This window comes from Paracoccus hibiscisoli, from assembly GCF_005048265.1.
In the GTDB taxonomy this organism is placed as follows: domain Bacteria; phylum Pseudomonadota; class Alphaproteobacteria; order Rhodobacterales; family Rhodobacteraceae; genus Paracoccus; species Paracoccus hibiscisoli.
In genome coordinates, this window is sequence record NZ_SUNH01000023.1 from 1 (window position 1) to 20,078 (window position 20,078).

General features: G+C 69.3%; 20 protein-coding genes. 12 read left to right on the plus strand and 8 right to left on the minus strand.

Annotated features, from left to right (window positions below):
- Positions 1-721: 721 nt before the first annotated feature.
- The 3 genes from parE to FA740_RS15140 form a co-directional block, all read right to left on the minus strand.
- Positions 722-2,683, minus strand: coding sequence for a DNA topoisomerase IV subunit B (gene parE / locus FA740_RS15130; protein ID WP_136857627.1), 1,962 nt, complete (start codon positions 2,681-2,683; stop codon positions 722-724).
- A 100-nt stretch (positions 2,684-2,783) separates the two neighbouring features.
- Positions 2,784-3,443 carry a glutathione S-transferase family protein gene (locus FA740_RS15135; RefSeq protein WP_136857629.1) on the minus strand — a complete coding sequence of 220 codons (660 nt, stop codon included), beginning with the start codon at positions 3,441-3,443 and terminating at the stop codon, positions 2,784-2,786.
- Positions 3,444-3,505: 62 nt separating this feature from the next.
- Positions 3,506-4,474, minus strand: coding sequence for an alpha/beta fold hydrolase (locus FA740_RS15140; protein ID WP_246053669.1), 969 nt, complete (start codon positions 4,472-4,474; stop codon positions 3,506-3,508).
- Positions 4,475-4,628: 154 nt separating this feature from the next.
- On the opposite strand from FA740_RS15140, the gene FA740_RS15145 reads away from it, so the two are divergent.
- The 6 genes from FA740_RS15145 (at position 4,629) to ccoS (ending at position 10,501) form a co-directional block, all read left to right on the plus strand.
- On the plus strand, positions 4,629-5,294 hold the full coding sequence (locus FA740_RS15145) for a DUF1007 family protein (RefSeq protein WP_169306323.1): 666 nt from the start codon (positions 4,629-4,631) through the stop codon (positions 5,292-5,294).
- Positions 5,291-6,199 carry a nickel/cobalt transporter gene (locus tag FA740_RS15150; RefSeq protein ID WP_136857632.1) on the plus strand — a complete coding sequence of 303 codons (909 nt, stop codon included), beginning with the start codon at positions 5,291-5,293 and terminating at the stop codon, positions 6,197-6,199. The genes FA740_RS15145 and FA740_RS15150 overlap by 4 nt, the downstream gene beginning before the upstream one ends.
- Before the next feature lie 72 nt (positions 6,200-6,271).
- A complete protein-coding gene (gene ccoG / locus FA740_RS15155) occupies positions 6,272-7,684 on the plus strand; it encodes a cytochrome c oxidase accessory protein CcoG (protein WP_136857634.1) in 1,413 nt (470 codons plus the stop codon).
- On the plus strand, positions 7,681-8,139 hold the full coding sequence (locus tag FA740_RS15160; protein ID WP_136857636.1) for a FixH family protein: 459 nt from the start codon (positions 7,681-7,683) through the stop codon (positions 8,137-8,139). Before ccoG ends, FA740_RS15160 begins: the two co-directional genes overlap by 4 nt.
- On the plus strand, positions 8,139-10,343 hold the full coding sequence (locus FA740_RS15165; RefSeq protein WP_136857638.1) for a heavy metal translocating P-type ATPase: 2,205 nt from the start codon (positions 8,139-8,141) through the stop codon (positions 10,341-10,343). Before FA740_RS15160 ends, FA740_RS15165 begins: the two co-directional genes overlap by 1 nt.
- Positions 10,343-10,501 carry a cbb3-type cytochrome oxidase assembly protein CcoS gene (gene ccoS, locus FA740_RS15170; RefSeq protein WP_136857639.1) on the plus strand — a complete coding sequence of 53 codons (159 nt, stop codon included), beginning with the start codon at positions 10,343-10,345 and terminating at the stop codon, positions 10,499-10,501. Before FA740_RS15165 ends, ccoS begins: the two co-directional genes overlap by 1 nt.
- On the opposite strand, the gene hisG is transcribed toward ccoS, so the two are convergent.
- The 3 genes from hisG to hisS are packed head-to-tail and all read right to left on the minus strand — an operon-like array spanning position 10,486 to position 13,708.
- Entirely contained in the window at positions 10,486-11,172 is a 687-nt protein-coding gene (gene hisG / locus FA740_RS15175; protein ID WP_136857641.1) for an ATP phosphoribosyltransferase, read from the minus strand. The two genes, ccoS and hisG, sit on opposite strands and share 16 nt — an antisense overlap.
- A complete protein-coding gene (locus tag FA740_RS15180) occupies positions 11,169-12,227 on the minus strand; it encodes an ATP phosphoribosyltransferase regulatory subunit (RefSeq protein ID WP_420873152.1) in 1,059 nt (352 codons plus the stop codon). The genes hisG and FA740_RS15180 overlap by 4 nt, the downstream gene beginning before the upstream one ends.
- Positions 12,227-13,708, minus strand: coding sequence for a histidine--tRNA ligase (hisS, locus tag FA740_RS15185; protein ID WP_136857644.1), 1,482 nt, complete (start codon positions 13,706-13,708; stop codon positions 12,227-12,229). The genes FA740_RS15180 and hisS overlap by 1 nt, the downstream gene beginning before the upstream one ends.
- 58 nt (positions 13,709-13,766) lie before the next feature.
- Between hisS and FA740_RS15190 the strand changes: the two genes are divergently transcribed.
- The 5 genes from FA740_RS15190 to ispG all read left to right on the plus strand — a co-directional run bounded on the left by FA740_RS15190 (position 13,767) and on the right by ispG (position 17,582).
- On the plus strand, positions 13,767-13,985 hold the full coding sequence (locus FA740_RS15190; protein ID WP_136857646.1) for a SlyX family protein: 219 nt from the start codon (positions 13,767-13,769) through the stop codon (positions 13,983-13,985).
- 160 nt (positions 13,986-14,145) lie between these two features.
- Positions 14,146-15,438: an adenylosuccinate synthase gene (locus FA740_RS15195; protein ID WP_136857648.1), complete on the plus strand. Its 1,293-nt coding sequence runs from the start codon at positions 14,146-14,148 to the stop codon at positions 15,436-15,438.
- A gap of 87 nt (positions 15,439-15,525) precedes the next feature.
- On the plus strand, positions 15,526-15,735 hold the full coding sequence (locus FA740_RS15200) for a DUF2842 domain-containing protein (protein ID WP_136857650.1): 210 nt from the start codon (positions 15,526-15,528) through the stop codon (positions 15,733-15,735).
- Positions 15,735-16,391, plus strand: coding sequence for a thiamine diphosphokinase (locus FA740_RS15205; protein WP_136857652.1), 657 nt, complete (start codon positions 15,735-15,737; stop codon positions 16,389-16,391). Before FA740_RS15200 ends, FA740_RS15205 begins: the two co-directional genes overlap by 1 nt.
- 60 nt (positions 16,392-16,451) lie before the next feature.
- Complete coding sequence (gene ispG / locus FA740_RS15210) at positions 16,452-17,582, plus strand: flavodoxin-dependent (E)-4-hydroxy-3-methylbut-2-enyl-diphosphate synthase (protein WP_136857706.1); 1,131 nt, start codon at positions 16,452-16,454, stop codon at positions 17,580-17,582.
- A 59-nt stretch (positions 17,583-17,641) separates the two neighbouring features.
- Here ispG and moaA read toward each other — a convergent pair whose 3' ends face one another.
- Positions 17,642-18,649 (minus strand): GTP 3',8-cyclase MoaA, encoded by a 1,008-nt coding sequence (gene moaA / locus FA740_RS15215; protein ID WP_136857654.1) that lies wholly within the window; start codon positions 18,647-18,649, stop codon positions 17,642-17,644.
- 116 nt (positions 18,650-18,765) lie between these two features.
- On the opposite strand from moaA, the gene FA740_RS15220 reads away from it, so the two are divergent.
- Positions 18,766-19,263: a hypothetical protein gene (locus FA740_RS15220; protein ID WP_136857655.1), complete on the plus strand. Its 498-nt coding sequence runs from the start codon at positions 18,766-18,768 to the stop codon at positions 19,261-19,263.
- Here FA740_RS15220 and FA740_RS15225 read toward each other — a convergent pair.
- Positions 19,251-20,003: a DNA alkylation repair protein gene (locus tag FA740_RS15225; protein ID WP_169306324.1), complete on the minus strand. Its 753-nt coding sequence runs from the start codon at positions 20,001-20,003 to the stop codon at positions 19,251-19,253. The two genes, FA740_RS15220 and FA740_RS15225, sit on opposite strands and share 13 nt — an antisense overlap.
- Positions 20,004-20,078 lie beyond the last annotated feature (75 nt).

Here is a 20,078-nt window from a genome sequence, read left to right on the forward strand (position 1 = left end):
GCGCAGCGTTGTAAGCGGGCCAGTTCGTCGTGCGGTAGCGGGCGGGATCGGGCTTGCTCATGCTGCCCGCCTAACCGCATGAAATCGCAATGTGAATCCCTCTCAATAAAAGTTCTGCAACAACGCCGATATAACGTCCCGATCACCCTGCATTATCCCTGCGGCGCAGCCAGCCCGTCGCCATGACAAAGCCGGAAAACTCCAGCATCCGGCGGTCCAAGGTTGGGGAGCAGGGCAGGTTGGGGCGGGGTCTACCTCAGACTGGATGAGGCGGAGGGGGTAGGGCAGCAGCCATAGTCGTGGAGGCATTCCACAAAGCGCTCTTTCGCTCATGGCATGTTGCAAGATGGCAGGCATATCCGGCGGACGCTGCGGGTGCGGGCGTTCGTCCTTGGGAGTATCAGCCCCACACGCACCTGGACGTCCGCGTTACACGTCAAGGGATTGAATATGTTTGGAGTGTCGTACGTTTGGAGAGTCGAGGACCTCGATCACAGCGATCTCAACTCCCCGAGTTTCTATTCGCTCATAGGGTGAGCGCCGCGTGAACGGCGATTGGCCTATCATCCGTGCCGCTTTGACAGAGTGCCGCGGTCCACAGGCCCGCCCGAACCGAGGTCTTCTCGGCCCGTGCACGACGCGCCGGTCGCGGCCTAACCCGTGGTTCCGAAAGCACGCGGCAAGGCATTCCCGCTCGCATGACGCCCTGCCGGTCAACTTTTTAGACGTCCAGTTCCTCGACGAAGCGGGCGTTCTCCTGGATGTATTCGAACCGCAGTTCGGGCTTCTTGCCCATCAGGCGTTCGACCAGATCGCCGGTCTCGCCGCCCTCGTCGTCGTCGATGCTGACGCGGATCAGCTTGCGCGTGTTGGGGTTCATGGTCGTGTCCTTGAGGTCCTTGGCGTCCATCTCGCCCAGACCCTTGAAGCGCTGGACGTCGATCTTGCCGCGCCCGCCAAGGCCCTTTTCCATCATCCGCTCCTTCTCGGCATCGTCGGACACATAGAGGCGATGCGCCCCCTGCGTCAGGCGATACAGCGGCGGGCAGGCCAGATAGAGGTGCCCCTTGTCGATCATCGGCCGCATCTGCGTGAAAAAGAACGTCATCAGCAGAGAGGCGATATGCGCCCCGTCCACATCGGCATCGGTCATGATGATGATCTTGTCATAGCGCAGATCGTCGACGTTGAACCGGGAGCCCATGCCCACGCCAAGCGCCTGGCAGAGGTCGTTGATCTCCTGGTTGGCGCCCATCTTGGCCGATGCGGCGCCCAGCACGTTCAGGATCTTGCCGCGCAGCGGCAGCAGCGCCTGGTTGGTGCGGTCGCGGGCCATCTTGGCGGACCCACCGGCCGAATCGCCCTCGACGATGAACAGTTCTGTCCCGTCGCGGTTCGTGGCGCTGCAATCGACCAGCTTTCCGGGCAGGCGCAGCTTTTTCGTGGCGGTCTTGCGGGCGGTCTCTTTCTCCTGGCGGCGGCGCAGGCGTTCCTCGGCGCGCAGGACCAGGAAATCCAGGATCGCGCCGGCGGATTTGGTATCAGACGCCAGCCAGGTGTCGAAATGGTCGCGCACGGCGCCCTCGACCAGGCGCGCGGCCTCGGTCGTGGCCAGGCGGTCCTTGGTCTGACCCACGAATTCCGGTTCGCGGATGAAACAGCTGACCAGCGCGCAGCCGCCGATGATCAGATCCTCGCGGGTGATCTGGGCGGCCTTCTTGTTGCTGACGCGTTCGCCATAGGTGCGGATGCCCTTCAGGATCGCGGCCCAGAAGCCCATCTCGTGGGTGCCGCCCTCAGGCGTGGGGACGGTGTTGCAATAGGACTGAATGAAGCCGTCGCGCGCGGGCGTCCAGTTGATCGCCCAATCCACCTTGCCCGGCACACCGAACTTGGCCTGGAAATCGATGCTGCCCGCAAAGGGGCGATCGGAATAGGTGCTGGCGCCCGACAGCGTCTCGGTCAGGTAATCGGCCAGGCCGCCGGGGAAATGGAACGTGGCCTCGCGCGGGGTCTCTCCGTCGTCGATTTCGGTCTTCCAGCGGATCTCGACGCCGCTGAACAGATAGGCCTTGGATTTCACCATCTTCATCAGCCGCGCGGGCTTGAAGCGGTGATGGCCGAAGATCTCCTCATCGGCGTGGAAGGTCACCGTGGTGCCGCGCCGGTTCGGCGCCGCGCCGATCTTGGCCACCGGGCCCTGCGGGATACCGCGAGAGAACCGCTGTTCGAACAGCTCCTTGTTGCGGGCGACCTGCACGACCATCAGGTCCGACAGGGCGTTCACGACCGACGCACCCACGCCGTGCAACCCGCCCGAGGTCTGATAGGTATCGCCCGAGAACTTGCCCCCTGCATGCAGCGTGCACAGGATCACCTCCAGCGCGGATTTGCCGGGGAACTTGGGGTGCGGGTCGATGGGGATGCCGCGACCGTTGTCGCGCACGACCACGCTGAAATCGGCCAGCAGTTCGACCTCGATGCGGGTGGCGTGGCCCGCCACGGCCTCGTCCATCGAGTTGTCCAGGATTTCCGCGACCAGGTGATGCAGCGCGCGTTCGTCCGTGCCGCCGATATACATGCCGGGGCGCTTTCGCACGGGCTCCAGCCCCTCCAGCACCTCGATCGAGGAGGCGGAATAGGCGTCGCTGGCGGCATTGCCGGAAAGAAGGTCGTCGGCCATGGGGTCGCTCACTGATCTGGGTCGGGGGCGCTTATCTCATGGGGCGGGGGCGCGCGGCAAGGGGTTGTGTCCCCCGCGCGCACCGCCCCCAAGGATTGCGCTATTCCGGTTCGGCCAGGCGGGCGGCCCACATCGCCTGGAAGGCCGGGCGGTCCTGGCAGGCCGACAGCCAGGCGCGGATCGCGGGAAAGGGCTCCATCAGCGGGCCGTGGCCTTGGGCATAGCGCACGATCTCGGCCAGGTTCAGGTCGGCCACGGTAAAGCGCCCGCCGACCAGATAGGCATGGGTCGCCAGATGATCCTCCAGCACCTTCAGCGGGCGGACCAGTCGTTCTGCGGCCTCGGCCACGATGCCCGCGTCATCCGCCGATTGCAGCGTGCCACGATTGTGCAGCATCATGATGGTCAGCGCGTCGGGTTCGATCGCGGTCGCGCCATAGATCGACCACTGGGTCATCAGCGCGTCCTCGGCATAGTCCTGGGGCCCTGCGGGGCCGCCATGCTTGCGCGCCAGGTGCAGCGTGATGGCCAGCGATTCGGACAGGACCAGCCCCTCATCCTCGATCACGGGGATGGCGCCTGCGGGCGACAGGGCCAGGAAATCGGGGCTGCGCGTGTTGGGAGAGGCGTCGGGCGCGTCGGCATTGCCGATCCGATAGGCCTGGATGACGGGCACCTGGCGGAAGGGCAGGTCCAGTTCGTGGCACAGCCAGATGACGCGGGACGCGCGCGACCGGGTGACGCCGTGGATGGTCAGCATGATGGCCCCCAAAGGTTGGTGTGGCGGCCACCTTGGGGCGCGGGCGCGCGCCCCGCAACCCCCTAGCGCAGGCCCGCGCGCGCCGCCGCGCGGTCGACGGCGTCGATGATCGCCTGCGGGTCGCCATGCTGGGGCATGTGGCCCTGATCGGGCAGGATGGTCAGCGCCGCATCGGGCAGGGCGTCCGACAGGGGCAGGGCGTGGACGCTGGCGGGAACGATGGTATCGCGGGCGCCGTGGATCACCTCGACCGGCATGGTCAGGCGCGGATATTGCGGCGACATCACCCGAAGATAGGCGCGCAACGTATTGATCTGGGACGCATTCGCGCGATAGTTCCCGCGCCGTGCGGCCAGACCCACGCCGATGTAATCGGCATAGCCCGACGGCACCGCCTGCGGCGCAAAGATGCCCGCCATGATCCGGTTGCCCAGGGACACCGGCGCCAGCGCGGTCAGCAAGGGCGGGCCCACGCGGTCACCGAAGGGCGTCTCCAGAAAGGCATACCAGCCGGTCAGCGTGCCGGGCCAGGGCATCGTGGCGCCCGACACGATCACCAGCGCCGCCGTGTCGCCCGGCGCGCGCAGCCCCCAGGCCAGCGCCACCGCGCCGCCGTAACTGTGGCCCAGCACGACCGGGCGGCGCACACCCAGCTGATCGGCCGCCGCGCGCAGCAGTTCGGCCTGCGCGATGGGGTTCGGCGTCTGCGCGCCGATATCCTCGGTCCAGCCCAGGCCGGGCCGGTCAAAGGCCAGCACGCGATAGCGCTCGGCCAGCCGGTCGGCCAGCGCAAAGGTGAAGTCGCGGCTGCTGCCGCTGGCCCCGTGCAGCAGGATCAGGTCGGGACCGCTGCCCCGGATGTCCACATGGACCGTGGTGCCCTGCACGTCGATCAGCTGGCCCGTGGGGGGAAACTCGGCCTCGAACGCGGCCTCGCGGGCCGAGGCGCGGGCATCGACCACGCGCCCGCAGCCGGCCAGCATCAGCCCCGTCACGGCAAGCCCCATCAGGGTATAGGCCAGTCGTCTCATGCGGTCTCTCCTTGCGCTTGACGGGGACAGACACGCAGCACGGGGCGCCGGGGTTGCAGGTCTGCGGTCGGGGCCCGGCTGGCAAAGGGGTGATTTGCACGCCGGGCGCAACGCGGGTAACTGGAAGCGCCGTCCTTGCCAAGGTGTCCGAGCGATGTTCCTGCGATCCTGCCTTGCCGCCCTGATGATCCTGCCGCCCGCGGGCGCGCTGGCCCATCCGCATCTGTTCATCGATGCGGCGCTGGAGCTGGTCTATGACGATCAGGGCGCCCTGTCGCAGGTGGCGGTCGAATGGCGCTATGACGCCTTCTATTCGCTGCTGATCATCGAGGATCTGGGCCTGGATCCCGATGGCGACGGCATCCTGACGCCCGACGAGCAGGCCGCCCTGCAGGGCTTTGACGCGGAGTGGGAGCCGGGCTTTGACGGGCGGCTGTATCTGGGCGTCGAAGGCCGCCGCATCGCCCTGCGCGACGGGCGCGACTTCACGGCGCGCTATGAGGATGGGCAGCTGATCTCGCGCCATTGGCGCGACCTTGAGACGCCTCTGGACGGGGCGCTGCCGCTGCTGGTGCAGGTCTATGATCCCGAATATTATGTGCAGTTCAGCATTCCCGAACCGCCCGCCATCACCGGCGCCGATTGCGTGGCCGACCTGCGCATGGGCGATCCGTTCGCGGCCGCCGATGCCTATGCCCGCGCCGTGGCCGAGGCCTTGGGCGAGGGGGCCGAGACAAGCCCCGAACAGGAGATGCTGGTGGTCGATATCGGATCGGTCGGCGCCGATGAGATCCGCGTCCGCTGCGGGCCGGACGCATGAGCGGGGCCCTGTCGCGCGTCGTGGCACTGGTCGGGCTGGCCGTGGGGCTGGTACTGGTGGCGCTGTGGCTGGGCGGCGGCCTGGCCGGGATCGAATATTGGGCGACCCAGCAACAGCGCAGCGCCCAGAACCTGATGGCCGGCGCCCTGCGCGCGCTGCGCGCCGGAGAGCCGGGGGCGGTCGCCTCGTTGATGGGGCTGTGCCTTGCCTATGGCGTGGCCCATGCGGTGGGCCCCGGTCACGGCAAGGTGATCATCGGCACCTATGGTTTCGGCGCGCAGGTGCCTTTTGCGCGGCTGGCAGGCCTGTCGGTCGCGGCATCGGTGGCGCAGGCGGGGACCGCCGTGGCGCTGGTCTGGGGCGGCATCACCCTCCTGGACCTGGGCCGGGAGGCCCTGACCGAGCTGTCCGAGGTCGTGATGGCGCAGGTCAGCACGGTGATGATCGCGCTGGTCGGCCTGTGGCTGGCGCTGCGTGGTGCCCGCATGCTGCGGTCCGAGGCCGCGCGCCATCACCACGACCACCACCATCACGACGGCTGCGGCTGCGGCCACGCGCATGGTCCCACGCCCCAGCAGGTCGCCCAGACCCGGTCCCTGCGCGACGGGCTGCTGGTCGTGGCGGGCATCGCCGCGCGGCCCTGCACGGGGGCGCTGTTCCTGCTGATCCTGACCTGGCGGATGGGCATCTTCGGCATCGGCATGCTGGGCACGCTGGCGATGGGCCTGGGCACCGCGCTGGTCACCGTGGGCGTCGCGGGTCTGGCGGTCTGGGCGCGTCAGGGCAGCGTCGCGCTGTTCCCCGCGACCGGCCCCTGGGCGCAGCTGGGCCGCTGGCTGCCCGGCGCGATGCAGCTGGGGGCGGGGCTGCTGATCGCCGCCATCTCGGTCGCGGTGCTGCTTTAGTGGGGGTTGATCCAGGTCAAGGCGGGGCGCACCCCCGCGCCCTAGACCGGGCAGGCGATACAGGAGCCTGCCATGACCACGCCGCTGGAGACCCCCAGCCTATACGCCCCACGCGAGCCGATCTTTCCCAAGCGCGTCAGTGGACATTTCCGCCGCCTGAAATGGGCGGCGATGGCCGTTCTGCTGGCGATCTACTATGTCACGCCCTGGCTGCGGTGGGACCGCGGCCCCGCCATGCCCGATCAGGCGGTGCTGGTCGACATGGCGAACCGGCGGTTCTTCTTCTTCTGGATCGAGATCTGGCCGCATGAATTCTATTTCGTCGCGGGCCTTCTGGTCATGGCGGGGCTGGGGCTGTTCCTGTTCACCTCGGCCCTGGGGCGGGTCTGGTGCGGCTATGCCTGCCCGCAGACGGTCTGGACCGACCTGTTCATCCTGGTCGAACGCTGGATCGAGGGCGACCGCAACGCCCGCATCCGCCTGCACCGCGCGCCCTGGTCGCTGTCCAAGGCGCGGCTGCGGATCACCAAATGGGCGGCCTGGCTGCTGATCGCGCTGGCGACGGGCGGGGCCTGGGTGTTCTATTTCACCGACGCGCCGACGCTGGCGCGCGATCTGCTGGCGGGGCAGGCGCATCCGGTGGCCTGGGCGACCATCGCCATCCTGACCGCCACCACCTTCATCTTCGGCGGCTTTGCCCGCGAACAGATCTGCATCTATGCCTGCCCCTGGCCGCGCATCCAGGCCGCCATGATGGACGAGGACACGCTGACCGTCGCCTATCGCGACTGGCGCGGAGAGCCGCGCGGCAAGGGCGCGGGGGCGGGCGACTGCATCGACTGCATGGCCTGCGTGAACGTCTGCCCGACCGGCATCGACATCCGCGACGGACAGCAGCTGGCCTGCATCACCTGCGCGCTGTGCATCGATGCCTGTGACGCGATGATGGACCGCACCGGCAAGCCGCGCGGCCTGATCGGCTATCTGGCCCTGTCGGATGAGACGGCCGAACGCGCGGGCCAGCCCGTGCGCAGCGTCTGGCGGCATCTGCTGCGGCCGCGCATGGCGGTCTATACGGTGCTGTGGTCGGGCATCGGGGTGCTGCTGATCGTGGGCCTGGCGCTGCGGTCGCAGGTGGATCTGAACGTCACGCCGGTGCGCAATCCGCTGTATGTGACGCTGTCGGACGGCACCATCCGCAACGCCTATGAGCTGCGCCTGCGCAACAAGCAGCATCACGACGTCACCTATCAACTGGGCATCGAATCCGGGGCGCCCCTGTCCATCGCCATCGAAGGTGAACTGGCGGGCCACATCACCGTGCCGCCCGACCAGACCCTGACGCGGCGCGTCTATCTGTCCGCCGACCCCCGCAGCCCGCTGGCCAGCGCCGGGTCCGAACCTGTCACCCTGACCGCCCGCGATCTGGACGGGCCCGCCTCCGCGCGGATCAGGACCGTCTTTCACGGAAGGGATGCACGATGAAACGCGAACTGACCGGCGGCCATGTCCTGGCCATCACGCTTGCGGCCTTCGGCACCATCATCGGGGTCAACCTGGTGATGGCCGCCAACGCGATCAGCAGCTTTCCGGGGGTCGAGACGGCCAGCCCCTATGTCGCCTCGCAGCATTTCCAGGCCGACCGCGCCGCCCAGCAGCAGCTGGGCTGGCAGGCCGATCTGACCCTGGTCGAGGGGCGCCTGGCGCTGCATCTGACCGATGCCCAGGGCCAGGGCGTCGCGCCCCGCACGCTGCAGCTGATGCTGCGCCGGCCCACGCACCAGGCCTCGGACCAGCAGCCACGCCTGAACCCCGAGGGGCCGGGCCGCTGGACCGCGCGCGTCGATCTGGCGCCCGGCAACTGGAACGCCGACCTGATCGCCGAAGCCCATGACGGCACCGGCTATCGCCTGCGCCTGCCTTTGCATGTGAGGCCCTGATGTCCGACGCCTCCTACGCCCCGCGCCTTGGCGTCTGCCCCGCCTGCGACGCAGCCCCCCTGGCGCAGCGCCTGGCCGACCGGGCCGAGGCGCTGGCCCCGAACCGCCTGATCCTGTCGCTGCCCGACGCGCATTGCGCCCTGTGCATCACCCAGATCGAAGGCGCGCTGATGGCCCATCCCGGCGTGCGCGCGGCCCGCGTGAACCTGACGCTGCGCCGCGTGACGGTGAACGCGCCGGGCCTGACCGCCGCCGACCTGGTGCCGGTGCTGGCCCGCGCGGGCCATCAGGCGCATGAGCTGGACCCCGACGCGCTGGCCCAATCGGCGGGCGACCGGGCCGGGCGCGACCTGCTGATGCGCATCGGCGTGTCAGGATTCGCGATGATGAACATCATGATCCTGTCGGTCGCCGTCTGGTCCGGGGCCGAGGCCGCGACCCGCGACCTGTTCCACTGGATCAGCGGCGCCATCGCGCTGCCCACGGTGGTCTTTGCGGGCCAGCCGTTCTTTGCCAGCGCGTGGCGGTCGCTGAAGGCGGGCAGGCTGGGGATGGATGTGCCGATCTCTCTGGCGCTGATCCTGGCCAGCGCGATCAGCGTGTTCGAGACCGCCCAGTCCGGCCATCACGCCTATTTCGACGCGGCGGTGATGCTGTGTTTCTTTCTGCTGGTCGGGCGCTATCTGGACCACCGCACCCGCGCCATCGCCCGCAGCGCCGCGGCCGAGCTGACCGCGCTGGAGGTGCCGCGCGCCACGCTGATTTCGGGGGTGGTCGAACGCACCGTCCCCGTGGCCGACCTGCGCCCGGGCGATCTGATCCGCGTGCGTCCCGGCGGGCGCATCCCCGCCGACGGCACCGTGCTGGAGGGCCAGAGCGAGATCGACCGCGCCCTGCTGACCGGAGAGACGCTGCCCGTCGCGGCCGCCCCGGGCATGACCCTGTCAGCCGGAGAGGTGAACCTGACCGGCCCCCTGGTCCTGCGCGTGACGGCGGCGGGACAGGACAGTTCGCTGGCCCGGCTGACCGCGCTGGTCGAGGCGGCCGAGAACGCGCGCGGCCGCTATACCTCGCTGGCGGAGCGTGCGGCGCGGGGCTATTCGCCGGCCGTGCATGTCCTGGCCTTCGGCAGTTTTCTGGGCTGGCTGTGGGCCACGGGCGACGTGCGGCTGGCGGTGAACATCGCGGCGGCGGTGCTGATCATCACCTGTCCTTGCGCGCTTGGGCTGGCGGTGCCTGCGGTGGCGACCTCGGCCTCGGGGCGGCTGTTCCGGCGCGGCTTGCTGATCAAGGACGGCACCGCGCTGGAGCGTCTGGCCGAGGTGGATACCGTGGTCTTTGACAAGACCGGCACCCTGACGATGGGGCAGCCGCGCCTGCTGGACCCCGATTCCATCCCCGCCGACCTGCGCCCGCTGGCCCATGCGCTGGCCCAGGGGTCCGCCCATCCGCTGTCCCGCGCGCTGGCCCAGGCCCTGGAGGGCACACCCCCGGCGGTGCTGGAGGCGCTGACCGAACATCCGGGCCGGGGCGTCTCGGCCCGCTGGCAGGGGCGCGACCTGCGGCTTGGGCGCGCGGAATGGCTGGGGGTCGCGGATGATCAGGACGCGGCCACCCTGTCCAGCTGGCTGTCGGTCGACGGACAGCCACCCCTGCGGCTGGATTTCACCGACAGCCTGCGCCCCGGCGCCGCCGATTGCGTGGCGCGGCTGCTGGCCGACGGGCGGCGGGTGATCCTGCTGTCGGGCGACCGCGCCGCCCCCGTGGCGGCGCTGGCCGCAAGCCTGGGCATCACAGAATGGCATGCGGGCATCGACCCGGTGGGCAAGGCCGATGCAGTCGCCGCCCAGGCCGATGCGGGGGCAAAGGTGCTGATGGTGGGCGACGGCCTTAACGACACGGCGGCCCTGGCGCGGGCGCATGTGTCGCTGTCGCCGGCCAGCGCGCTGGACGCGGCGCGGGTCGCCAGCGACATGGTCCTGACCGGCCACGACCTGGCCCCCGTGGCCGAGGCGCTGGTGATCGCGCGCCTTGCCACCCGCCGCATCCGCGAGAATTTCGCGATCTCGTTCGGCTATAACGTTGTTGCGGTGCCTTTTGCGATTCTGGGCATGGCGACGCCGCTGCTGGCCGCGCTGGCGATGTCGGTCAGTTCGATCACCGTGACGCTGAACGCGTTGCGCCTGTCGGGAAAGGCCCGCTGATGGAGATTCTGGCCATCCTGATCCCGGTCTCCCTGGGGCTTGGCGCGGCGGGGCTGATCGCCTTTGTCTGGGCGCTGCGCAACCGTCAGTTCGAGGACCCCAAGGGCGACGGCGAACGCATCCTGTCCGACCGGTGGGACGATCACCCGCCCCCGTGAAGCCCCAGCCGCGCGGTCAGGGCCGCCATCGCCGGTCCCATCGCCGCGCGGTTCGCGAACAGCGTCGCCTGCGACCGCAGGATCGGCGCCTCGTCCAGGATGCGCAGGTTGTTGGCGCGCAGCGTCTCGCCCGATGAGGTGATGTCGGCGATGGCCTCGGCGGTCAGGTTGGCGACCGTGCCCTCGGTCGCGCCCTGGCTGTCGACCAGCTGGTAATCCGCGACCTCATGGGTGGCCAGCCAGGCCCGCACCAGGCGGTGATACTTCGTGGCGATGCGCAGGCGGAACCCGTGTTCGGCGCGGAAATCGCGGGCGATGGCTGCGAAATCGTCCAGGGTCGCGCAATCGCGCCAACAGTCCGGCACGGCCAGGATCAGGTCGGCATGCCCGAACCCCATCGGCGCCAGCTCGACCAGGTCGGACGACCAGCCGGCCAGCTTTTCGCGCACCAGATCGGTGCCGGTCACGCCCAGCTCTATCCGGCCCGCGGCCAGCTCTCGCGGGATCTCTCCGGCCGACAGCAGGACCAGCGACATGCCGTCCACGCCCTCGACCCGGCCCGCATATTCGCGGTCCGATCCGGCCCGCGACAGGCGCACGCCCCGGTCCGCGAACCAGTCGAACGTCTGCTCCATCAGCCGCCCCTTGGACGGCACGCCCAGCCTGATCATGCCTGCGTCTCCAGTTCGGCCACCAGGCCGGGGCGGATGATACCGCCCACCGCCGGGATCTCGCGTCCGCGCCCCAGCACGCGGGTCAGCGCGTCATAGCGCCCCCCCGACGCGACCGGAGGCCAGCCCGCCCGCCCCGCCACAAAGCTGAAGGTGAAGCCGTCATAATATTCCAGCGTCGTGCGCCCGTGGCTGGCATCAAAGATCACCGCCGACAGGTCGATCCCGCGTGCCGCGATGGCGTCCAGCCGCGCGCGGATGCGCGTGACGGCAGGCGCGATCGCCGGCATGTCGCGGGCCAGATCGGTCAGCGCGGCCAGCGCGTCGGGGGCGGGCGCGCGCAGGGTGAACAGCCGGTCCAGCCGCTCGGTCCAGACCCGGGACAGGGGCGGGACGGCGGCGTCCGATTGCAGGCGGGCGATGCGGCGGATCATCTCGTCCTCGGTCCGCATTCCGGCCCAGGCTGCGGCGGGCTCCGGGAAATCGCGCGCCACGGCGGGGGTCGAGAACCGCGCCAGCAGCCGCGCGAACCGCCCCGGCCGCCAGATGTGGTGCATCAGCGCCACCGCCCGCGCCTGCGTCAGCGGCAGGCCGCGCACCGCGTCCAGCAGCAGCCCCATGTCGCCGATCTGCGCCGTCAGCGACAGCGGCGCCAGCGCGTCGTGGAACAGCGCAAAGACCTCGGCATCGGCCTGCGGGTCGCGGGTGAACAGCTCGAACCCGCATTGCAGGTATTCGTTGTCGCGCGGCGCGGCGGGGCGGGTGTCGCCCATGTCCTGCTTGCGAAACACCTCGCCCAGATAGCAATAGCGGGCGGGGTCGGCGCCGTTCTGCATATGCGCGCGCACCACCGGCACGGTGAAATCCGGGCGCAGCATCATCTCTCCGCGGATCGGGTCCTGCGTGACATAGGCGCGGGCGCGGATATCCTCTCCGTACAGGTCCAGCAGGTCGCCCGCGGGCAGCAGGATGTCGGGCGCGATCTCCTCGGCGCCCGCGTCGCGGAACCGGGCCAGGAACCGCTGGCCCACCGACTGCTTGGCCTGCTTGGGGATCATGACAGGATGCGCCGCACTTCGGCGACCAGATCGGCGCGGGCGACTTCGGTCTGGGCGGGCTGCGATTTCCATTCCTCGACCGAGGCCTCGGCCGCGATCCTGGCGCCCAAAATCAGGTCCTTGACCTGCACGACGCCGCGCTGCGCCTCGTCCGTGCCCTGGATGATCGCCACGGGCGCGCCGCGCTTGTCCGCGTATTTCAGCTGGTTGCCGAAACCCTTGGGGTTGCCCAGATAGACCTCGGCCCGGATACCCGCGGCGCGCAGGTCGGCGGCCATGGCCTGGTATTCCGCCATCCGGTCGCGGTCCATCACGGTCACCACGACCGGGCCTGTCGCATCCGAACCGCCCAGGCCCTTGGCGCGCAAGGCGGCCAGCAGACGGTCCACGCCGATGCTGACGCCCGTGGCGGGAACCTTCTGGCCGGTGAAGCGCTCGACCAGCCCGTCATAGCGCCCGCCGCCCGCGACCGATCCGAACTGCCGCTTGCGGCCCTTCTCGTCCAAAATCTCAAAGGTCAGCTCGGCCTCGAAGACCGGGCCGGTGTAATAACCCAGTCCACGCACGACCGCCGGGTCGATGACGGCGCGATCCTCGGCCACGCCCATCGCGGCCAGCATCGCGGCGATCTGGCGCAACTCGTCCACGCCCTCGGCGCCCACGACCGATCCGCCGACCGCCGCCGCCAGATTGTCCAGGGTCGCGGCATTATCCGCGCCCTTGGAGGTCAGAAAGGCCAGCACCGGCTCGGCCTGCGCGGGCGAGAGGCCGACGCCCTCGATCCGCGCGCCGCTGTCGTCCAGGCGGCCCGTGGTCAGCAGGGACAGCACGCCGTCGCGGCCGACCTTGTCGAACTTGTCGATCTGGCGCAGCACGTCCTCGGCCTGATCCTCGCGGACCTCGGCCGCCTCCAGCACGCCGTTCAGCACCTTGCGGTTGTTGATCCGCACCAGATAGTCGCCGCGCGCGATGCCCACTGCCTCCAGCGCATCGGCCAGCATGCCGCAGATCTCGGCATCCGCCGCGACCGAGGCCGACCCCACCGTATCCGCATCGCACTGATAGAACTGCCGGAACCGCCCCGGACCCGGCTTTTCGTTGCGCCAGACCGGCCCCATCGCATAGCGCCGGTAGGGGCTGGGCAGGTCGTTGCGATACTGCGCCGCCACGCGCGCCAAGGGCGCGGTCAGATCATAGCGCAGCGCCAGCCAGTCGCCCGCGGTGCCGCCACCCGGGACCGCCTCCTCCTGCCAGGCAAAGACGCCGGCATTGGGTCGGTCCACATCGGGCAGGAACTTGCCCAGGGCCTCGACCGTCTCGACGGCGCTGGTTTCCAGCGGATCGAAACCATGGCGGTGATAAACCGCGGCGATGCGGTCCAGCATGTCGCGCCGTTCGGTCACGTCGGCGCCGAAATAATCGCGGAATCCCTTGGGCGTCTCGGCCTTGGGACGGGGCTGCTTCTTGTCTTTTGCCATGGTATCAGTCGCCTTTTCGGGCCCATCTTCAGGCGCCGCTCTAACGGAAGGTGACGACATGGACAAGGATCAGGAAAACCGCCTGCATCAGCTGGAGGAGGCGCTGGCCCATCTGACCCGCCTGACCGAGGACCTGTCCGAGGTCATCGCCCGCCAGGACCGCGACCTGAGCCGCCTGACCGCCCGCGTCGACCGCCTGACCCAGGCCGAGGCCGAACGCCAGGCCGACGCCCCCGGCAGCATCGCCCTGGCAGACCAGCGCCCGCCCCATTGGTAACGAACCTGTCTTCTTCATGAAAATATCCTCTGGGGGTCCGGGGGGCGAAGCGCCCCCGGCCACCGCCCCCGGCAAGGTCCTGACAAAGCGGCTTTCCCCGCCCCCCGCGATGCGCTAATGCCGGGGCGAAAAGAGTTTCGGACAACGAAAAGGATCGCTCATGGCCAATGTTGTGGTTGTCGGAGCCCAGTGGGGCGACGAAGGCAAGGGCAAGATCGTCGACTGGCTGTCGGAACGCGCCGACGTCATCGCGCGCTTTCAGGGCGGTCACAATGCCGGCCACACGCTGGTGATCGACGGCAAGGTGTTCAAGCTGTCGCTGCTGCCCTCGGGGATCGTGCGCGAGGACAAGCTGGCCGTGATCGGCAATGGCGTGGTCCTGGACCCCTGGTCGCTGTTCTCGGAAATCGACAAGCTGGCCGGGCAGGGGGTCGCCATCTCGACTGCGAACCTGATGATCGCTGAGAACACGCCGCTGATCCTGCCGCTGCACCAGGACCTGGACAAGCTGCGCGAGGAAGCCGCCGGCAAGGCCAAGATCGGAACCACCGGTCGCGGCATCGGCCCGGCCTATGAGGACAAGGTCGGACGCCGGTCGATCCGCGTGGCCGATCTGGGCGACGAAGAGACCCTGGACGCGCGCCTGGACCGCCTGCTGGCCCATCACGACGCGCTGCGCGCCGGTCTGGGCGCCACGCCCATCGACCGCGCCGATCTCAAGGCCCGCCTGATGGAGATCGCGCCCAAGCTGCTGCCCTATGCCCAGCCCGTCTGGAAGATCATGGGCGACGCCCGCAAGGCCGGAAAGCGCATCCTGTTCGAGGGCGCGCAGGGTTCGCTGCTGGACATCGATTTCGGCACCTATCCTTACGTGACCTCGTCCACGACGACCTCGGGGGCTGCGGCCAGCGGCACCGGGATGGGGCCGGGCGCGATCGGGTTCGTGCTGGGCATCGTCAAGGCCTATACCACCCGCGTGGGCGAAGGCCCATTCCCGACCGAGCTGGACGATGCGGACGGCCAGCGCCTTGGAGAGCGGGGCCACGAATTCGGCACCGTCACGGGCCGCAAGCGGCGCTGCGGCTGGTTCGACGCAGTTCTGGTGCGCCAGACCTGCGCGATCAGCGGCGTCAACGGCATCGCGCTGACCAAGCTGGACGTGCTGGATGGGTTCGACACGCTGAAGATCTGCACGGGTTATGAGATCGACGGGGTGAAATACGACTATCTGCCGACCGCCGCCGCGCTGCAGGCCAAAGTCACGCCGATCTATGAGGAAATGGACGGCTGGCACGAATCGACGGCCGGCGCGCGCAGCTGGGCCGACCTGCCGGCGGCGGCGATCAAGTATGTGCGCCGCGTCGAGGAGCTGATCCAGTGCCCGGTCGCCATGCTGTCCACCAGCCCGGAACGCGATGACACGATCCTGGTGACCGACCCCTTTGCCGACTGATTGCGTCCCGCGACGTGCCGGGGGACATCCTGTCCCCCGGACCCCCTTGGGCCGCGTCTTGCCCCCTGGATGAAGGACATTGGCGACATGGAACTGAAGACCCGCAAGAGGCTGTCGATCCTGATTCTGGTCGTCCTGATGCCCCTTTACGTCATTGTCGCGGTGTCGCTGATGAACTGGCTGGACGGACGCTTCGGGCGCCAGCCGATCTGGGTCGAGCTGCTGATCTACATCGTCCTGGGCATCCTGTGGACCTTGCCGTTCAAGCGGGTCTTTCGGGGCGTCGGCAAGGGCTGATGCCCGACCGCACCATCCGCCACGACCGGGGCGTCACCGTGATCGGCGGTGGCGCGGTCACGCCTGACGACCTGGATCAGGCGCTGGCGGTGGCGCCGGTGCTGGTCGCGGCCGATGGCGGGGCAGACCGGGCGCTGTCCCTGGGGCAGCCGCCCGACTGGGTGATCGGCGATCTGGACAGCATCTCGGCCCCCGCGCGGCGGCTGATCCCGGCCGAGCGGGTCCTGGAGGTGTCCGAACAGGACAGCACCGATTTCGCGAAATGCCTGAGGCGGATCGACGCACCGCTGGTCATGGCGGTGGGGTTCGCCGGGTTGCGGCTGGACCATACGCTGGCGGCCCTGACCGTGATGGTCGCTCCGGGCCTGCCGCGGGTGGTCATGCTGGCGCCCGACGACGTGGTGATGGTCTGCCCGCCGCGCCTGACGCTGCCGTTGATGCCGGGGACGCGGGTCTCGCTGTATCCGATGGGGCCGACGCGCGGCACCAGCCAGGGTTTGGAATGGCCCATCGACGGCATCCTGTTTGCGCCGGGGGGGCGGGTCGGCACGTCGAACCGCGCCACCGGGCTGGTCAGCCTGCGGATGGAGGGGCCGATGCTGGTCATGCTGCCGCGGTCCTGCCTGGGGACGGTGCTGACGGCGCTGGCGCGCTGAGGGGCGGTTGTCGCGGGGCCTGCGATGGCTTATCTGATGGTCGAACCCCGGAGGCTGTCCATGTCGCTGAACCCGATCCGTCCCTGGCGCAACATCGAGCGCCGCAAGTCGCGCCAGATCATGGTGGGTAATGTTCCCGTCGGCGGCGACGCGCCCATCAGCGTGCAGACCATGACCAACACCAACGGCCATGACGTCCGCGCCACGCTGGAGCAGGTGATCGCCTGCGCCGAGGCCGGTGCCGATATCGTCCGCATCAGCGCCCCCGATCAGGAGACGACGCGGGCGCTGCGCGAGATCTGTCGCGAGAGCCCGGTGCCGATCGTGGCGGACATCCACTTCCACTACAAGCGCGCCATCGAGGCCGCCGAGGCGGGCGCCGCCTGCCTGCGCATCAACCCCGGCAATATCGGCGACGAGAGCCGCGTGCGCGAGGTCATCAAGGCGGCCAAGGACCACGGCTGTTCGATCCGCATCGGCGTGAATGCCGGGTCGCTGGAGCGGCATCTGCTGGAGAAATACGGCGAGCCCTGCCCAGATGCGATGGTCGAGAGCGGTCTGGACCACATCAAGATCCTGCAGGACAACGATTTCCACGAGTTCAAGATCAGCGTGAAGGCCAGCGACGTGTTCTTGTCGGCGGCGGCCTATCAGCAGTTGTCCGAGGCGACCGATGCGCCGATCCATCTGGGCATCACCGAGGCGGGCGGCTTTGTCGGCGGCACGGTTAAGTCGGCTGTGGGTCTGGGCAACCTGCTGTGGATGGGCATCGGCGACACGATCCGTGTCAGCCTGTCGGCCGATCCGGTGCAGGAGGTCAAGGTCGGCTTCGAGATCCTGAAATCGCTTGGGCTGCGGACCCGCGGCGTGCAGATCATCAGCTGTCCCAGCTGCGCGCGGCAGGGGTTCGACGTGATCCGCACCGTCGAGGCGCTGGAGCAGCGGCTGGAGCATATCAAGACGCCGATGTCGCTGTCGATCATCGGCTGCGTGGTGAACGGGCCGGGCGAGGCGCTGATGACCGATCTGGGCTTCACCGGCGGCGGCGCGGGGTCCGGCATGGTCTATATGGCGGGCAAGCAGAGCCACAAGCTGTCAAACGACCAGATGGTCGATCACATCGTGGAACTGGTCGAGCAACGCGCGCAGGTTCTGGAAGCCGAGGCGCGCGCTGCGGAAGCCGCCGAGTAGGCTTGCGTCCCGCGACGGCCGGGGGCGCTCGCGCCCCCCAGACCCCCCGCCCGGCGCGGTCAGCCGCCGGTATGGCTCATGTGGCGGGTCATCTGGCCTGCGACGGCCTGGCGGGAGTAGTCGAAGTCGTGGCCCTTGGGCTTGCGCGCGATGGCCGCGCGGATCGTCTCTCGCAGGGCCGCGTCGTCGGAGCTGGCGCGCAGGGGCGCGCGCAGGTCGGCGTTATCCTCCTGGCCCAGGCACATGAACAGCTCTCCGGTGCAGGTGACGCGGACGCGGTTGCAGCTTTCGCAGAAGTTGTGGGTCAGCGGCGTGATGAAGCCGATTTTTTGCCCGGTCTGGGCCAGCTGCACATATCGGGCGGGGCCGCCGGTGCGTTCGGCCAGATCGATCAGCGTATAGCGTTCGGCCAGCCGCGCGCGCAGGTCGGAGAGCGGCCAGTACTGGTCCAGGCGGTTTTCCTCGCCCATCTCGCCCATCGGCATGACCTCAATGAAGGTCAGATCGTGACCTTGGTCGCCGCACCATTGCACGATTTCGATCAGCTCGCTGTCGTTCACGCCCTTGAGCGCGACGGCGTTGATCTTGACCCGCAGGCCGGCGTCTGTGGCGGCGCGGATGCCCTCCAGCACCTGGGGCAGGCGGCCCCACCGGGTGATCGCCGCGAACTTGTCCGCATCCAGCGTGTCCAGCGAGACATTGACGCGCCGCACGCCGATATCGGCCAGTTCCGCCGCGTGGCGGGCCAGCTGGCTGCCATTGGTGGTCAGGGTCAGCTCATCCAGCCCCGCCCCCAGATGGCGCGAGACCTGGCGCAGTAAGCCCATGATGCCGCGACGGACCAGAGGCTCGCCCCCGGTGATGCGCAGCTTGCGCACGCCCAGACCGATGAAGGCGGTGGACAGGCGGTCCAGCTCCTCCAGGGTCAGCAGGTCGGCCTTGGGCAGGAACTGCATGTGCTCGGCCATGCAATAGACGCAGCGGAAATCGCAGCGGTCGGTGACCGACACCCGCAGATAGGTGATGGGGCGGGCGAACGGGTCGATCAGAGGAGGGTGCATGTCCATCGCCTTAATCTAGGGGCGCGGGGGGCCGCTCACAAGCGGGGCATTCACGCGGGCGTCTGTGGACCTCGGGCGCGGGGCATGTAAGCTGTCGCTGATATGAAGAACGGAGATCCCTGATGCGTCTGATCCCCCTTGCCGCCTTCCTGGGCACCGGGCTGGCCCTGGCCAGCTGCACCCAGATGGCCGCCACGACCGAACGGCCCGCAACCCCCACAGCCACCGCCGAGCAGACGGCCGCCGCGACCGCAGCCGCCGCCGTGACCCACGCGCCCGCACCCCGCCCGGCCGCCCGCGCGACGCCCGCCCAGCTGGACACCACCACGCCCCAGCAGCGCGCCGCCGCAGCCCAGGCCCCGGCCAGCGCCGAGACGCGGCTTGGCACCACGGTCGGATCGCTTGGCAATCCGTCCGAGGGTGGGTTCTGGATCAAGACGCCGTTGGTCCAGGCCCGCGCGCAGGGACGCATCGTCAACCCGGCGACCGGCAAATCGGCTCAGGTCGAGCTGATTCCCCTGACCGGCAGCAGCACGGGCAGCCAGGTCTCGCTGCCCGCGCTGCAGCTGTTGGGTGTGCCGCTGACCGACCTACCGACGCTGGAGGTCTACCGCTCCTGATCTGCTTCGGGGGCCTGATCGTCGGGGGCCAGGTCCTCGGGTGAGGTCGCCTCGGATGCGTCCTGAGGAATGTCGTCGATGGCGTCATCTTCGGGCAGCTCGGCCTCGACCACAGCCATCGCGTCATGCGCCTCGTGCCAGGCGGCGACCCGCGCCGGGTCGCGCTTGGCCAGGTCGCGCAGCCAGGTCTCGGCCGCCTGACGCACCGCGCCATGCCGGTCCGAGGCCAGGCGCAGCATCAGCGCCAGAACCGCCTCGCGAATCTCCAGATCGCCCGGTTTGGGGTTGTTCATCTTGGCCCAGGGCAGCGTAGCCATCAGCAGCCCGCGCCGCAGCCAGGGGTTCCGGCTGCGCGCCCAGGGCACGATCTGGTCCAGACGCGCGGGCTCCGCCACCAGGCGGCGCGCGGCGGCCGACATCACCGCATCGGCGATCTCGGTGCCGTCGATCTGGGGCGCCCAGTCCAGGATCGCGGCCCAGGCCCCGTCATCGGGCTGCATCCGCGCCTGCACCAGCAGCCGGGCGGCGGCCAGACGCGCCTCGTGGACATCGCTGTCCCACAGTGTCTCCGCCAGCGCGATCCGCGCCTCCAGGTCGCGTTCGCCGCGCCATTCCGTGGCCAGCGCCTCGATCTGGGCGGGGGTGACGCCCAAGGTTTCGCGGCCGCTCTTGTGGCGGGCGCTGGCGCGGGCGGCGCGTTCGGGGTCGGCCAGGGCGCGCAGCCGGTCCAGTTCCTGCATCGGGTTCTCCATCCGTGAAGGCTCCCTTCTAGGGCGTGGCGCGTCCGGCCTCAAGATGATGGTGGCAGGCCCGGG